This is a genomic window from Methylobacterium sp. D54C, assembly GCF_053345595.1.
This window is the reverse complement of the sequence record NZ_JBKFAK010000007.1, coordinates 233360-248193: the sequence shown is the minus strand read 5'-3', so window position 1 is coordinate 248193 and position 14834 is coordinate 233360. Positions and strand designations below refer to the sequence as shown.

Here is a 14834-nt window from a genome sequence, read left to right as displayed (position 1 = left end):
ACCGATCGAGGAGTGAGATCATGCCTCTGACCCGCATCTCCCTGCGTGCCGGGACGACCGAGACCTACCGGGCCGCTCTCGTCACGGGTGTCTACGACGCCATGCGCGAGACCTTCGCGGTGCCGGAGGGCGACCTGTTCGCCCTGGTGCACCAGCACGACGCGTCGGACTTCGTCTACGGTCCCGAGTATCTCGGGATCCGGCGCAGCGACCGCCTCGTGATCGTCCAGATCACCGCCAACGCGACGCGCGGCACCGCGCAGAAGCGCGCCCTCTACGCCGCCGTGACCCGCAACCTCGCCCGCGATCACGGCGTGGCGCCAGGGGACGTCTTCATCAACCTCGTCGAGGTCAGCCCGGAGAACTGGTCGTTCGGGGAGGGGCTGATGCAGTACGGCCCGCCGGAGTCGTGAGACCGGTGCAGCGAGTCCGCCGCGGGAGCGGTGCGGCGATGATGGCGGCGATCCGGGCTTGACCGTTCCGGGGGGGGAGTACAGGTCCGGGGCCCGAAACGGCTCCAGGATCGCATGGCCCCCACCGCAAACCTCGCCCTGATCAACCTGTTCATCGGGGACATCCAGGGCGGCCTCGGACCCTTTCTCGGGACCTGGCTGGCAGAATCGGCCTCGTGGAGCCCTGCGCGGGTCGGGTTCGTCATCACGCTGGTCGGCATCGGCACGCTGTTCCTGAGCGGACCGTTCGGTGCCCTGGTCGACCGGTTCCCGCGCCCGCGCCTGCTGATCGCGCTGGCCTGCGGGGCGATCCTGGTGGGAACGCTGCTGCTCCTGCCGGCCCGCAGCTTCCCGGCGGTGCTGTCCGCGCAGTTCCTCGCGGCGGCCGGAGGCACCCTGCTGCTGCCGGCCGTCGCGGCGCTGACCCTCGGCATCGTCGGGAAGGACCGGTTCCCCGCGCAGCAGGGGCGCAACCAGGCCTTCAATCACATCGGTATCCTGATCGCGGCGGGCGCCATCAGCCTCGGCACCGGCTATTTCGGCCCGGCGATCGCCTTCTGGGTGCTCGGCGGCATGGCGCTGGCGGCGATCGCCGCGACGGCGACGATGCCGGCCAAGGCGTGGAGCCGCCGCCGCGCCGTCGGCTGGAAGGAGGACGACCCGGACGAGCCGGAGCGCAGCGGCCTCCGCCAGGTCCTGGGAAATCGTCGCCTGCTGGTGCTGACCGTGGCGCTGACCCTGTTCAATCTCGGGAACGGCGGCATGCTCTCGCTGCTCGGCCAGAAGCTGGTCGCGACCGCGGCCGACGCCACGACCTGGACGGCCCGCTACGTCATGGTGGCCCAGCTGGTGATGGTCCCGGTGGCGCTGTTCGCCGGATCGCTCGCCGACAAGCGCGGGCGCCGCCAGCTGCTGATGGTCGCCTTCGCGGTCCTGCCGGTGCGGGCACTCCTGTCCGGCCTGATCGACGATCCGGTCTGGCTGATCGCCGCCGAGGTGCTGGACGGCGTCGCCTCCGGCATCGTCGGGGTGGCGGTGCCGGTCATCGTCGCCGACCTCACCTGGGGATCCGGCCGGACCCAGACGGCCATCGGCAGCGTCAACGCCGTGCAGGGCGTCGGCGGCGCCCTGTCGGGCTGGTACGGCGGCCTGTCCTACGGGATGTTCGGCTGGACCGGCGCCTTCCTGGCCCTCGGCCTGCCGGCGCTCGTCGCCCTCGCCCTGGTGATCTGGCTCGACGCGACGCCCGAGCCCGGCCGGCGCAGTCGCCGGCGGGAGCGGCGGAGCACCGCCACTCAGGGAGCCTGAACCGGCCGCGCGACCGAAGCCCGCGTCGACCCGCTATAGGACCAGATCGGGGCCGCCCCCGCGCGTTGCGGTGCCGCCGGACGCGGGGCCCTCCGAAACGCGAAAACCCGGCCTCAGGGCCGGGCTTCGCGTCGGTGTCGCGGCCGTGAAACTCAGCCGATATGCGGGCTGCCCGTGGCGGCGGGGAAGCGGTCGGCCAGGGCGCGGCGCAGCTTCTCCAGGGCCCGGTTCTCGATCTGGCGGACGCGCTCCTTGGAGATGCCGAGCCTCTGGCCCAGGGCTTCCAGGGTCGCCTGATCCTCGGCGAGGCGGCGCTCGCGCAGGATGCGCAGCTCGCGCTCCGACAGCACGGTCAGGGCCTGCTGGAGCCAGCTCAACCGACGCTCGCCGTCGACCGTGGCGCTCACGGTCTCGTCCGGCAGGTCGGCGCCGTCGACGAGGAAGTCCATCCGCTCCGACGAGGCGTCGCTGTCCTCGCCCACCGGGGCGTTGAGCGACATGTCGGGACCGGAGAGGCGCGCGTCCATCAGGGCGACGTCGTCCCGCGACACGCCGATGGCGCTGGCGATGCGGCGGTGGATCTCGTCGCCGACATGCTCCTCGGTGGATTGCATCAGCCGGGCGCGCAGCCGCCGCAGGTTGAAGAACAGGGCCTTCTGCGCGGAGGACGTGCCGCCGCGCACGATCGACCAGTTGCGCAGGATGTAATCCTGGATCGACGCGCGGATCCACCACGTCGCGTAGGTCGAGAAGCGGACGTCCCGCTCGGGCTCGAACCGGGCCGCGGCCTCCATCAGGCCGACGTGCCCTTCTTGGACGAGATCGGCCATGGGCAGGCCGTAGTGACGAAAACGCCCCGCCAGGGCGATGACGAGGCGCATATGGGCGGAGATCAGTCGGTGGAGGGCCCGCTCGTCACGCTCGTCCTTCCAGCGGACGGCGAGGCCGCGCTCTTCTTCCCGGGCCAGGAAGGGTGCCTCCATGGCAGTCCGTATGAACTGCCGTCGAATTCCCGCGATCTCAGCCATCCGCCTGCCTCTTGTTGTCGAGTGCTGTTGCGGCGTCGAACCGATAGCCCGACGCGCAGGCGCCACCGGGAGGCGACGCCAGGCAACCGACAACGGAAGGCAAAACGCGAAAGTTCCGTCCCGATGCCCCACAATGCGACAACCGGGCGGCCACGAAATCGTGTTCCGTCCCGATCAGATGGGATCCGACCGCGCGCCGTCCAGCCCGGATGTCCCGAAACGACCGTGGCGGCGCGCGGGTCCGGACCGGTCCGGCCACAAAAAACCCGGCCTCAGGGGCCGGGTTCGATGTCGTCCGCGGAGGTAGGCGCGCCTCAGGCGGCCTCCTCCTGGATGTCGTCGCCCTCGCTGTCACCATCGGCCTCGGCCTCGGGCTCCGCCTCGCTCTTCGCCCGGCGGGGCGACTTGGCGAGGCTCTGCTCGATCAGCTTCAGGGCCTCGGTCTCGGTGATGCGGTTCACCGACGAGATCTCGCGCACGATCCGGTCCAGGGCGGCCTCGTAGAGCTGGCGCTCGGAGTAGGACTGCTCCGGCTGGGCCTCGGACCGGAAGAGGTCGCGCACGACCTCGGTGACGGCGAGCAGGTCGCCCGAGTTGATCTTCGCCTCGTATTCCTGCGCGCGGCGCGACCACATGGTGCGCTTGATCCGGGCACGACCGGTCAGCAGGTCGAGCGCCTTCTTGACCAGCTCCGGCTCGGCCAGCTTGCGCATGCCCACGCTGTTGGCCTTCGCGGTGGGGACGCGCAGGACCATCTTGTCCTTCTCGAACGATACGACGAACAGCTCAAGCTTGTAGCCGGCGATCTCCTGCTCCTCGATCGCGGTGATGCGACCGACGCCGTGGGCCGGATACACGACAGCCTCGCCGGTCTTGAAGCCCTGCCGGCCTGCGGTCGTCGTCTTCTTGGCTGTGGTCATGCGAGAAGGGCCTCCACTGGCGCGCAGCGTTCGGCGCCGCGCGAAACCGTGTTCTTCCGGGCGGGACACCCGGTCTGCCTCGCCGCTCCCGGACCCGGCGCCGAGCGCACGAATCCGGGCGTTCCCCGGCGCGGCCGTGCGAACGCCTGGCCCGCCCGCCGAAGTCGCCTCCAGCGGTCGAGCGCGTACTACTCCTAACCCACGAAAAGCGAAGGCGTTTCAGCCGGAGGGAGCACGTCAGGCGCGAGCGACGGCAGGCGGATTGTCTACCACAATCCGGCGCGCAGATCAAAGCATCCCTGAAGACGCACGCGCGGACCAAGCGCGGCGCCAAAGAGTTTTACACTGGTGCGGCGGGACAGGAATGACCTGGCCGCGTATCAGGCCCTCGTATGACGCAGCCCCGCCGCGGGGTTCAGCGGCGGCACGGGCCCGACAGATCTTCCCGCAATCTGGGAAGCGGGCCGCGGGCCGGCGTCAGAACCTGCGGGGCCGGCGCGGGGTCAGTCGCCCGAGCCGGGGTTGGGCGAGAAATGCGCCTCGAGCTTCCCGCTCTTGCCGTCCCAATCCTTGGCGTCGGCCGGGGCTTCCTTCTTCTGCGTGATGTTGGGCCAGGACTTGGCGTAGTCGGCGTTCAGCTTCAGCCACGTGTCGAGATTCGACTCGGTGTCGGGCTTGATCGCCTCGGCGGGGCATTCCGGCTCGCAGACGCCGCAATCGATGCACTCGTCCGGATGGATGACGAGCATGTTCTCGCCTTCGTAGAAGCAGTCCACCGGACAGACCTCGACGCAGTCCGTGTACTTGCACTTGATGCAATTGTCGGTGACGACGTAGGTCATCGGATGTCTTCGTCCTAAAACTCGACTTGGCCCGGGCGGAGCCTGGAGACGGCCCGCGCGCCCGGAGGGTGCTGCGAGGGGAACGCCGGTGAGACCCGACACGGGGACGGATCTCGGAGGCCCACGGCTCTAGACGCTGCCTCCCGGACTGACAAGCGTGCGGGCGCCGCAAGGGTTCGCGTCGGGTCGCTCGCACGGCCGCTGTGGCGCGACCTCATCACTCGGACGGCCCGTCCGGACCGTCCTCGACCGACAGGGTGCCGCCCGACAGGTCGTCGTAGAGGAGCCGCGCCTCCGACGCCGGGCCGCGGCGCAGGCCGAGACCGAGGACCCGCACGGCCAGGGTCGCGTGGGGCGCCGCCACCGTGACCACGTCACCGATGCCGATGGCCTTCGCGGGGTTCTCGGCCCGGCTGCCGTTCACCCGCACGAAGCCGTCGGAGGCCAGCCGCGCCGCGAGCGACCGGGTCCGCGCGAAGCGCGCAAACCACAGCCACTTGTCGAGGCGCTGCCGGTCCTCGCGCATCCGCCGCGGGTCAGCGCTTCCCGCCGTCGCCGGCCTCAAGTTGCGCCTTCAGGGCCGCGAGCTTGGCGAAGGGCGAGTCCGGATCGGGCGCCCGCTCGCGCCGCGGCGGCCGCTGGTCGGGCCGCGGGCCGGAATGGCGCTGCTCGGCGCCGCGCTGGTCGTCGCGGCGTTCCGGACGGCCGCCCTCGAAGCGGTCGCGGCGCGGGCCGCGGTCCCGGCCGGGGCGCGGGCCACCGTCGCCCTCGGCCCGGCGCTGCTCCGGCCGGCCACCGTCGGGACGCCCCTGTCCCGAATGCTGGCCCTGCTGGCCGCCGTCGCGCCCCCGACCAGCCCCGCGGGGACGGTTCTGCGGGCGCTGGTGGGCCGGGCGCTGGTGGCGCTGCAGGCGCCAAACCTCGATCTGCGGGATCTCGGCTGCGCCCTCGCCCTCGGCACCGACGTCCTCGGCCGTCTCGGCCGCGTCGGGCTCCGCCTCGGCGGCCGCGTCGGGCGCGGTCTCCTCGGCGATGGGTTCGGCCGCCGGCGCGGCGTCCGCCTCGGCCGGCTGCTCCGCCTCGGCGTGGGGAGACTCGGTCGCAGATGTCTCGGTCGCGAGCGCCTCGGTGGCCGCGTCGACCGGCGTGCCGGCCGGCTCGTCCGCAGTCTCGCCCTCGGCCCCCGCCTCGGGGTCGGCGGCCGGGGCTTCCTCGGCCGCGTCAGCGTGATCGGCGGCGGTCTCGACACCCTCGGCGGCCGGGGCCTCGTCGCCGACCGGCTCGGCGGCATCAGCCTGCGCGGCGACGGCCTCCTCGGAGGAAGCCTCGGAGGACGCCTCGGCGGCGGTCGGCGCGGTGGCGGCAGCGGGGACGAGCGGCACCGTAATGGCCGGGCCGGGGCGCGCCTCGGCCGTGTAGCCGAGCGACTTCAGGATCGAGGCGAAATCCTCGCCCGAGCATCCGACCAGCGAGGTCATGCCAACGGTGGCCACGAAGCCGTCGCCGTCGGCGGTGCCGTCCGGTGGGGCGCCCGGGGTGGTGCCGGGCCGGTAGGCGATCGCCGGGCGGATCAGGTCGGCGAGCCGCTCCAGGATGTCGACCCGCACCGCCCGCTCGCCGCTGACCCGGAAGCCGGCCGCGCGGTAGAGGCCCTTGGCGATCTCGCGGTCGACCTTGATCGAGGTGCGGCCGGAGCCGGCGAGATGCGCGATCTCGTCGAGGCCGCGCTGGTCGAGGCCGCCGTTGCGCAGGGCCCAGAGCTGGGCCGCGAGCGTGCGGGGCGCCGGCTTCAGCAGCGCCGGCAGGAAGATGTGGTAGGCGCCGAACCGGACGCCGTGGCGGCGCAGGGCGCCGCGGCCGTCCTGGTCGAGGCTGCGCATCTCGTGCGCCACCTTCGAGCGCTCCAGCACGCCGAGCGCCTCGACGACCTGATAGCCGATCCCCTTCGCGAGGCCGGTGAGGTCGGCCGCGGTCTCGATCTCCATCAGCGGCCCGAGCAGTCGCACGATGTAGGCCTTCAGCCACGCGTCGAGGCGGCCCTCGACCTTCTCGCGATGCGCGCCGGTCAGGCTGTCGTCCGCCAGCAGACGGATCTGCGGGGCGAACAGCTTCTCGCCGGGGCTGAGCTTGGCGACCGGCGCGCCGGTCCAGCGGATCGTGCCGTCGTGCGAGAGCACGAGGGTCGAATCGGCAGTCGCGGCGAATCGTTCTGCCCGCGACTCGATCTCGCCCCCGAGCGCCTTCTCGGCGGCGCTCCTCAGGGTCTTCGCCTCGTGCCCCTCGGCGCTGGCATCGGGAACGAACAGGAATCCGTGAAGGTGGCCGACATGCTGACCCTCGACGGTGACGTCACCGTCGGCGGTGATCTGGGCTTCGAGCATCGTGTTCTCTCTCAGGCGCCGCATCAGGACGCTTGTGCGCCGGTCGACGAAGCGGCTCGCGAGGCGTTCATGCAGGGCGTCGGACAGCCTGTCCTCTACCCGACGCGTCTCGCCCTGCCAATGTTCTGGGTCGCGCAGCCAGTCGGGACGGTTCGCCACGAAGGTCCAGGTGCGTCCCTGGGCAATCCGGCGGGACAGCGTGTCGATGTCGCCGTCGGTCCGGTCGATCATCGCGACCTGCTCGGCGAACCACGTGTCGGGGATGCGGCCCGCCATGCCCTTCATGAGGAACCGGTAGAGCTGCGCGACCAAGTCGGCGTGCACCTGCGGGTGGACCTTGCGGTAATCCGGGACGCCGCAGGTGTCCCAGAGGCGGCGCACCGCGGCGGCGCTGCGCGCCATGTCGCGGATGTCGTCCTCCTTCATGAGGATCTCGAGGGCCTGCTGGTCCTCGCCCATCGGGGCGCGGGTCAGGCCCGATTCGCGCGGGTGCTCGTCGAGGCTCGCCTGCAGGCCTTCGAGGCTGCCGAAGCTCAGATCCGGGTTGCGCCATTGCAGGATGCGCAGGGGATCGAAGTCGTGGCTCTCCAGCCGCTCCACCAGTTCGGCCTCGAAGGGCGGGCAGCGCCCGGTTGAGCCGAAGGTGCCGTCCGAGAGGTGGCGGCCGGCGCGCCCCGCGATCTGGCCCATCTCGGCGGGGGTGAGCTTGCGGAAGCGGGTGCCGTCGTACTTCCAGTTGGCCGCGAACGCGACGTGATCGACGTCGAGGTTGAGGCCCATGCCGACCGCGTCGGTGGCGACGAGGTAGTCGACATCCCCCGCCTGGTACATCTCGACCTGGGCGTTGCGGGTCCGGGGCGAGAGGGCTCCCAGCACCACCGCGGCGCCGCCGCGCTGGCGGCGGATCAGCTCGGCGATGGCGTAGACCTCCTCGGCCGAGAAGGCGACGATCGCGGTGCGCCGGGGCAGGCGCGACAGCCGCTTCTCCCCCGCGAAGCTGAGCTGCGACAGACGCGGCCGCGTCGTGGTGTGGACGTTGGGGATCAGGCTCTGGACCAGCGGCAGCATGGTCGAGGAACCGATCAGCAGGGTCTCCTCGCGGCCGCGGACGTAGAGCAGGCGGTCGGTGAAGACGTGGCCGCGATCCATGTCGGCGGCGAGTTGGATCTCGTCGATGGCGACGTACGCCACGTCGAGGTCACGCGGCATCGCCTCGATGGTGCAGATCCAGTAGCGCGGCCGGTCCGGCTTGATCTTCTCCTCGCCGGTGACGAGGGCGACCTTCTCGGGGCCGACCTTCGCGACGACGCGCAGGTAGACCTCGCGGGCGAGCAGCCGCAGGGGCAGCCCGATCATGCCGGTCGGGTGGGCGAGCATCCGCTCGATGGCGAGATGCGTCTTGCCGGTGTTGGTCGGCCCGAGGACCGCGGTGACGCCGCGGGCGCGGGCCTCGCGGGACAGCGAGCGGCTGGGCGTGGGGCGGAGCAGCGCGTCGATGGTCGGCGGTTCCTTCGAGCGGGAAGGCCGTCGCGGCGCCGTCGCGGCGCGGGCGGGGAGGCGGGTTCGACCGGCCGACCGCGTCAGGGACGCTAGGGCCGGTACCGTCCTCCCCCATATGGGATGCCGCCGCCGCCAGGTCCAATCTGCGGCGTGATCATCGGGTAGACGTCGATCTGCGTCGTCGGCGTGCCCGGCTGTGGCGCGAGGTCGGCGCAGAGCGTGTCGGGGGTCGCGACGAGGGGACCGCGGCGGGGCGGCCTGTTCTCGACGACCTCGGCCGACGAGAAGGCGTCACCGCCGCACCCCGGATCGGCGGACCCGGCACTGAGGGACTGCGCCGCGGCCGGCCCCGCGAGCGCGGCCAGGGCGAGGGCGAGGGCGATTCGGAGGGCAGGCGAGCACATCCGGGCATTATCGCCGGGAACGTGAAGATTCCCTCCACCCGCGCAACCGCGGGCCTCGCCGCGATCGCGCCCGCCGGCGCGGCAATGCACGGCGACGCGGGCGCGCGGCGATGTCCGTCCCCGCGCCCTTCCTGGGTTATTTCGCGGCACGGGCGCGGATGGCGCGGGTCGTCGATCAGTCGACACCCTCGACGAGCACCACCTCGCCGATGCCCGCGGGCCGGCGCTTGGCTACGGCAGCCTGGTACTCGGGCGAGAAGTAGTAGGTGCGCGCCGCCTCGTAGGACTCGAATTCCAGCACGACGTTGCGCGGACGGCCCTCGCCCTCCAGCGCTTCACAGCGGCCGCCGCGCACCAGCGGCGTGCAGCCGTACTTGCACATCGCCTCGGAGGCCATGGCGGCGTAGTCCTTGTAGGTGTCCGGGTCGGTGACCGTCATCCGGACGATGATGTAGCCCTTGGGCACTGCTGACCTCCCCGCGCGGCTGCCGCGCCGCGCCGAGGTGCCGGGAAACCGGCCGCCGGTCAAACGCTCCCTGACGCGCCGCTACTGCCCCGGCAGGCTCGCCTGCGCGACACTGTTGCCGGCGGCGCCGGCCGTGCCGGTGGTCGTCGGCGTGCCGCTCTGGCTCCAGCGGGTGGCCTCGATGATGTTGGTGCCGATCGTGGTGAGCACCGAGATGCGCAGCGGGATCAGGACGCGCGTTCCCTCGACGGGGGCGAGCCAGACCGACATCTCGCGGTTCTCCTCCATGAACTTGACGCCCGGCCGGTCCGGCCGGTGGCCGGCGACCGCCTGGTAGCGGGCGTTGCATACGAGGACTTGCCCCGCATAGCCGGGCTTCTGCACCGGGCGGGTCTCGGCGTAGCTCAGCACCACGTTGAAGCGGGTGGCGCCGTCGAAGACCGGCAGGGTCCGGTTGCAGTTCTCCGGGTCGAGCGGCTCGCCGCGCCCCTGGGTCGGCATCAGCAGCGCGCTCACCGGGTCGATGATGCCGCGCTTGTTGGCCGGGGTGACCGGCACGCGGTCCTGCATGTCGACGAGCGGCGGCGTGATCTCGGCCTGGACGACGTTGCCGCGCGCCAGGGCCATGCGCACCGCGATGCCGGAGCTCGCCGTCTGGGTGGCGATGGCGAAGGCGCCGGGCTGCGGCGCGGCCGAGAAGCTTCCCGAGGCCCGGGCGGAGCCCTTGCCGCCGGTGATCGCGCCGACGAGGCCGGTGAGCACGGCCGACACGTCCATCATGTAGCGGTCGCGGTCGAAGGAGCCGGCCAGGCGAGCCGTGCCGATCGGGAGACCGGCGAGGTTGATGCCGTAATCGACCGCCACGGTCGCGGCGGCGGGCGCGGCCCGCTTGGCCCGCGACGTCCGCGCGCCGGCATCGGTCGGGGCCGCGAGGGCCGCGACCGCGAGGAGGCTGCCCGCGAGGCGCCCGGCAGCGTGCTTCTTCGCCGGCTTGATCATTCGACGGATTGGCGTGGCGCTCATGATCCGGATCGCATCCCAGGGCGGGCGGGCCAAGACACTCGCTCGAACGCACCCTCTCGAACACACCCGCTCGCCGACGTCCTCTGCGACGCACGGAGCGGGGAGAGGCGCCTTCCTGCAGGTGGAAGAAGGCTATATCCCGGCATCGTGGTTAACAGACCGTTGGTCGTCCGGCGCGACGCCGGACCCCGCCTGCCCCCGCCGGCACCTTGACGCACCGCGCCTTCGTCGCCTATAGGCTCGCGCCTTCAACAGGACTCCGCCGGACCTGGAACACGCAATGGGCGTCGCCCGCTGCGACGATGATCGCGCCGGCCGCGATCGGGTCTTCACCGGGCGGAACGAGACGGGATCGTTTTTAATCATGGCGCGCCGCTGCGAACTCACCGGCAAGGCCGTTCAGGTCGGCCACCTCGTGAGCCACTCGAACCGCAAGACCAAGTGCCGGTTCCTGCCGAACCTGTGCAATGTCACCCTCCAGTCCGACGCGTTGGGCAAGCGCGTTCGCCTGCGGGTCACGGCGCACGCCCTGCGCTCGGTGGAGCACCGCGGCGGCCTCGACGCCTTCCTGATCAAGGCCGGCGAGGGCGACCTGTCGCAGACCGCCCGCCTCCTGAAGCGCGAGATCCACAAGAAGCTCGCCGAGACCCCGGCCGCCGCGGCCTGAGTCGTCGGGCTTCACGCCCCTATCGGACGGTTTGAACCGCCGTGGCCGTCGAGGCCGCGGCGGTTTCCGCTTGTTTGCGGTGGCATGCCACTCCAAGCAATCCAGAGCTCGGCCGCAGGCTGCCGTCAGTGTCCGGCCGATGCCCCTGCGCCGTCTTTGCGAGCGGAGCGAAGCAATCCAGGCGGCGCCACGTGGACAAGCTCCGCGCTGCCCTAGGTCACTTCGCTGCGCTCTTGATGACGAGGGGGCTTCGCCGTCCAAGTTGCGAAAATGAACCGTGTCGAGGTTCGGCCCGAATCTGCCGGCTTCCTCGACGCGGATCGTCTGTTGCGCGGCAGCGCGGGGCGTGATTACCGCCGCCCGCCCGCTGCGCGCAGCATCCGCCCCGTCGGCGCCGCGCCGTCCTCCTCGAACAGCTCGGCCAGCTTCTCGGTCATCGCCCCGCCGAGCTCCTCGGCGTCGATGATCGTCACGGCGCGGCGGTAGTACCGGGTCACGTCGTGGCCGATGCCGATGGCCAGCAGTTCCACCGGCGAGCGCGTCTCGATCTCCTCGATCATCCAGCGCAGGTGCCGCTCCAGGTAGTTGCCGGCATTCACCGACAGGGTCGAATCGTCCACCGGCGCGCCGTCGGAGATCACCATCAGGATCTTGCGCTGCTCCGGCCGCCCGAGCAGACGCTTGTGCGCCCAGTCCAGGGCCTCGCCGTCGATGTTCTCCTTGAGCAGCCCCTCGCGCATCATCAGCCCGAGGTTCTTCCGCGCGCGCCGCCAGGGCGCGTCGGCCGACTTGTAGACGATGTGGCGCAGGTCGTTCAGGCGGCCGGGATTCGGCGGCTTGCCGGCGGCGAGCCACGCCTCGCGGCTCTGGCCGCCCTTCCAGGCACGGGTGGTGAAGCCCAGGATCTCCACCTTCACACCGCAGCGCTCCAGCGTCCGCGCCAGGATGTCGGCGCAGGTCGCCGCCACGGTGATCGGCCGGCCGCGCATCGAGCCCGAATTGTCGAGGAGCAGCGTGACCACCGTGTCGCGGAAGTTGGTATCCTTCTCCTGCTTGAAGGAGAGCGGCTGGTACGGGTCGATGACCACGCGCACGAGCCGCGCCGGGTCGAGCTGGCCCTCCTCCAGGTCGAACTCCCAGGCGCGGTTCTGCTGGGCGAGAAGGCGGCGCTGGAGCCGGTTGGCGAGGCGGCCGACCACGCCCTGCAGGTGCGAGAGCTGCTTGTCGAGATAGGAGCGCAGGCGCGACAGCTCGTCGGCGTCGCACAGCTCCTCGGCGTGGATGACCTCGTCGAACCGCGGATTGAACACTTTGTACTCGGGCCCGCGCGCCTCGTTGCCCTGCCGCTGCGGCGGGCGCGAGGCCTCCGAGGCCTCCTCCGACTCCGCGTCCTCGGCCTCCTCGGGCAACTCACCGGACGGTGCGTCGGCGGATTCCTGGGCGCCCTCCTCGATCTCGTCGGAGGCCTCCTCGGAGGTCTCGATCTCGGCGCGCTCGCCCTGGCTCTTCTCCTCCGAATCGCCCTCGCTGGGGTTCTGCTCGTCGTCCTGGGCGTCGTTCTCGTCGTCGTTCTCGTCGTCCTCCGCGTCGAACGGCGTCTCGTCCGACATGTCGAGGGAGGTGAGGAGGTCGCGCACCGAGCGGGCGAACTTGCGCTGATCCTCGATCGAGCCGAGCAGCCCGTCGAGGTTCGGGCCGGCCTTGGCCTCGATATGCTCGCGCCACAGCTCGACGATCTTGGTGGCGGCCTCGGGCGGCTTCTGGCCGGTCAGGCGCTCGCGCACCATCAGGGCGACAGCATCCTCCATCGGAGCGTCGGCCCGGTCGGTGATGGACTCGTACTTGCCGCCGCGATGGTAGCGGTCCTCCAGCATCGCCGAGATGTTGCTGGCCACGCCCGCCATCCGGCGCGACCCGATCGCCTCGACCCGGGCCTGCTCGACGGCGTCGTACACGGCGCGCGCGGGTGCGTTCTCGGGAGCGAGACGGCGGTGGACGGCCACGTCGTGGCAGCCCAGCCGCAACGCCATGGCGTCGGCGTTGCCGCGCAGCACCGCGACGTCCTGCGCCGAGAGCTTGCGCGGGGGTTCGGGGAGGCGGGCCTTGTCGCCGGTGAGCGCCGGCCGGTCGGTCGCGTAGGTGACCTCGACCTCGGAGCGCCGTGCGATGGCGCGCAGGCACCCGGCCACCGAGCGCTTCAGGGGCTCGGCCACAGGTTCGCGGCGCTCGCCGGGCTTGCGGTTGGAGATGGACATGCGGGCTACTTCTTCGCGGAATCGAGATCGAAGGGGCGAGCCCGGATCTCATCCCAGCTGTAGGGACAGGCAGACGGAAACTCGTCCGGCATCAGATGGGTCTCGTCGGCGGCCCAGTCGCGCGCGTCCGGGTAAGCCTGTGTCAGAGCCTCCTCGAGGCGCGCCTTGAGGCTCGGGCTGTCGGTCAGCAGACGGTCGAACCGGCGGCGTTGCTCGCGGATCGAGTAGATCCAGCTCGGCGTGCGGTGCTCGGGCTGCTGATCCCACTTCAGCATGTGCATCAGCAGGACGCGCAGACAGCTGTAGAGCTTGGAGAATTCGCGCCTCGACACGTCCTCCAGCTCCTCCGCGACGCGCTCGACGTCGATCTCGTCGAACCGGCGGGCGCGGAGCAGGGCGACCTGCTCCCGCGCCCAGCTATGGAGGTCATCCTCGTAGCGCGTGCGGATGGCCGCGGACGGGGTGTCCACGTCCATCACAGCGGTCTCGGCTGGACGCGCCACGGGCTCCTCCATGCGGGTCAGCTCAGCGCGACGTTCACCGCGCTCTCGGGCAGCTCCTTGCCGAAGGCGCGCTGGTAGAACTCGGCCACCAGCGTCCGCTCTAGCTCGTCGCACTTGTTGAGGAACGTCACCCGGAAGGCGAAGCCGATATCCTTGAAGATGTCGGCGTTCTCGGCCCAGGTGATCACCGTGCGCGGGCTCATGACGGTGGAGAGGTCGCCGTTCATGAAGGCGTTGCGAGTAAGATCCGCCACGCGCACCATCCGGTTGACGATGTCGCGGCCCTGGTCGCCCCGGTAATGGGTCGCCTTCGACAGCACGATGTCGACCTCGCGGTCGTGCGGCAGGTAGTTGAGCGTGGTGACGATCGACCAGCGGTCCATCTGACCCTGGTTGATCTGCTGGGTGCCGTGATAGAGGCCCGACGTGTCGCCGAGGCCCACCGTGTTGGCGGTGGCGAACAGCCGGAAGGCCGGGTGCGGGCGGATCACGCGCTTCTGGTCGAGGAGCGTCAGCCGGCCCGAGAGCTCCAGCACGCGCTGGATCACGAACATCACGTCCGGGCGGCCGGCGTCGTACTCGTCGAACACGAGCGCGACGTTGTTCTGCAGCGCCCAGGGCAGGATCCCGTCCTGGAAGGCGGTGACCTGCTTGCCGTCCTGCAGGACGATGGCGTCCTTGCCAACGAGGTCGATGCGCGAGACGTGGCTGTCGAGGTTGATCCGGATGCACGGCCAGTTCAGCCGGGCGGCGACCTGCTCGATATGGGTCGACTTGCCGGTGCCGTGATAGCCGGTGACCATCACGCGGCGGTTGCGGGCGAAGCCGGCCAGGATCGCGAGCGTCGTCTCCCGGTCGAAGATGTAGTCCGGGTCGACATCCGGCACGTGCTCCTCGGGCTCGGCGAAGGCCGGCACCTTGAGGTCGAGGTCGATGCCGAAGACATCGCGGACGGAGACGGTGCGGTCGGGCAGCGCGGCGGGCGTAGCGTCAGAGAGCATTCGGAACCTCGTGAGGCGCGGGCGCTCCACTTCCAAACAGTGAAGCATCCGCGCGGAAGGACGTCGAGCCGGGCCTCCGCGGCG

Annotated in this window: 14 protein-coding genes; 3 read left to right on the top strand and 11 right to left on the bottom strand. The window is 71.1% G+C overall.

The genetic code is table 11. The annotated features are described in order from the left end of the window. The first annotated feature begins 20 nt into the window (after positions 1-20). A complete protein-coding gene (locus ACLBYB_RS17200) occupies positions 21-413 on the top strand; it encodes a tautomerase family protein (RefSeq protein WP_447699483.1) in 393 nt (130 codons plus the stop codon). Positions 414-527: 114 nt separating this feature from the next. Then, the gene (locus ACLBYB_RS17195) at positions 528-1760 is read left to right on the top strand and encodes an MFS transporter (RefSeq protein WP_447699482.1); all 1233 of its coding nucleotides are present in this window, start codon (positions 528-530) and stop codon (positions 1758-1760) included. Between the two features lie 152 nt (positions 1761-1912). On the opposite strand, the gene ACLBYB_RS17190 is transcribed toward ACLBYB_RS17195, so the two are convergent. From ACLBYB_RS17190 to ACLBYB_RS17155, 8 genes are all read right to left on the bottom strand, one after another. Next, complete coding sequence (locus ACLBYB_RS17190) at positions 1913-2788, bottom strand: RNA polymerase factor sigma-32 (RefSeq protein WP_012320644.1); 876 nt, start codon at positions 2786-2788, stop codon at positions 1913-1915. A 314-nt stretch (positions 2789-3102) separates the two neighbouring features. After that, positions 3103-3708, bottom strand: coding sequence for a CarD family transcriptional regulator (locus ACLBYB_RS17185; RefSeq protein WP_012320643.1), 606 nt, complete (start codon positions 3706-3708; stop codon positions 3103-3105). Between the two features lie 503 nt (positions 3709-4211). Then, positions 4212-4550 carry a ferredoxin FdxA gene (gene fdxA, locus ACLBYB_RS17180; RefSeq protein ID WP_020092693.1) on the bottom strand — a complete coding sequence of 113 codons (339 nt, stop codon included), beginning with the start codon at positions 4548-4550 and terminating at the stop codon, positions 4212-4214. A gap of 217 nt (positions 4551-4767) precedes the next feature. Continuing rightward, positions 4768-5076, bottom strand: a complete 309-nt coding sequence (locus ACLBYB_RS17175; protein ID WP_020092692.1) for an RNA-binding S4 domain-containing protein — start codon at positions 5074-5076, stop codon at positions 4768-4770. A 10-nt stretch (positions 5077-5086) separates the two neighbouring features. Further along, positions 5087-8419 carry a helicase-related protein gene (locus ACLBYB_RS17170; RefSeq protein ID WP_447699500.1) on the bottom strand — a complete coding sequence of 1111 codons (3333 nt, stop codon included), beginning with the start codon at positions 8417-8419 and terminating at the stop codon, positions 5087-5089. Positions 8420-8520: 101 nt separating this feature from the next. Further along, positions 8521-8835, bottom strand: coding sequence for a hypothetical protein (locus ACLBYB_RS17165; RefSeq protein WP_447699481.1), 315 nt, complete (start codon positions 8833-8835; stop codon positions 8521-8523). A gap of 175 nt (positions 8836-9010) precedes the next feature. Next, a complete protein-coding gene (locus ACLBYB_RS17160) occupies positions 9011-9301 on the bottom strand; it encodes a DUF1330 domain-containing protein (protein WP_447699480.1) in 291 nt (96 codons plus the stop codon). An 81-nt stretch (positions 9302-9382) separates the two neighbouring features. Beyond that, complete coding sequence (locus tag ACLBYB_RS17155; protein WP_447699499.1) at positions 9383-10300, bottom strand: DUF3108 domain-containing protein; 918 nt, start codon at positions 10298-10300, stop codon at positions 9383-9385. Between the two features lie 388 nt (positions 10301-10688). Here ACLBYB_RS17155 and rpmB point away from each other — a divergent pair, with 388 nt between their 5' ends. Then, positions 10689-10991: a 50S ribosomal protein L28 gene (rpmB, locus tag ACLBYB_RS17150; RefSeq protein ID WP_012320636.1), complete on the top strand. Its 303-nt coding sequence runs from the start codon at positions 10689-10691 to the stop codon at positions 10989-10991. Between the two features lie 350 nt (positions 10992-11341). On the opposite strand, the gene cobT is transcribed toward rpmB, so the two are convergent. The 3 genes from cobT to cobS are packed head-to-tail and all read right to left on the bottom strand — an operon-like array spanning position 11342 to position 14750. Further along, positions 11342-13246, bottom strand: a complete 1905-nt coding sequence (gene cobT / locus ACLBYB_RS17145) for a cobaltochelatase subunit CobT (RefSeq protein WP_020092686.1) — start codon at positions 13244-13246, stop codon at positions 11342-11344. 5 nt (positions 13247-13251) lie between these two features. After that, positions 13252-13722: a DUF29 domain-containing protein gene (locus ACLBYB_RS17140; protein ID WP_447699479.1), complete on the bottom strand. Its 471-nt coding sequence runs from the start codon at positions 13720-13722 to the stop codon at positions 13252-13254. 44 nt (positions 13723-13766) lie between these two features. Beyond that, positions 13767-14750, bottom strand: a complete 984-nt coding sequence (gene cobS, locus ACLBYB_RS17135) for a cobaltochelatase subunit CobS (protein WP_012320633.1) — start codon at positions 14748-14750, stop codon at positions 13767-13769. Between the last annotated feature and the right edge of the window lie 84 nt (positions 14751-14834).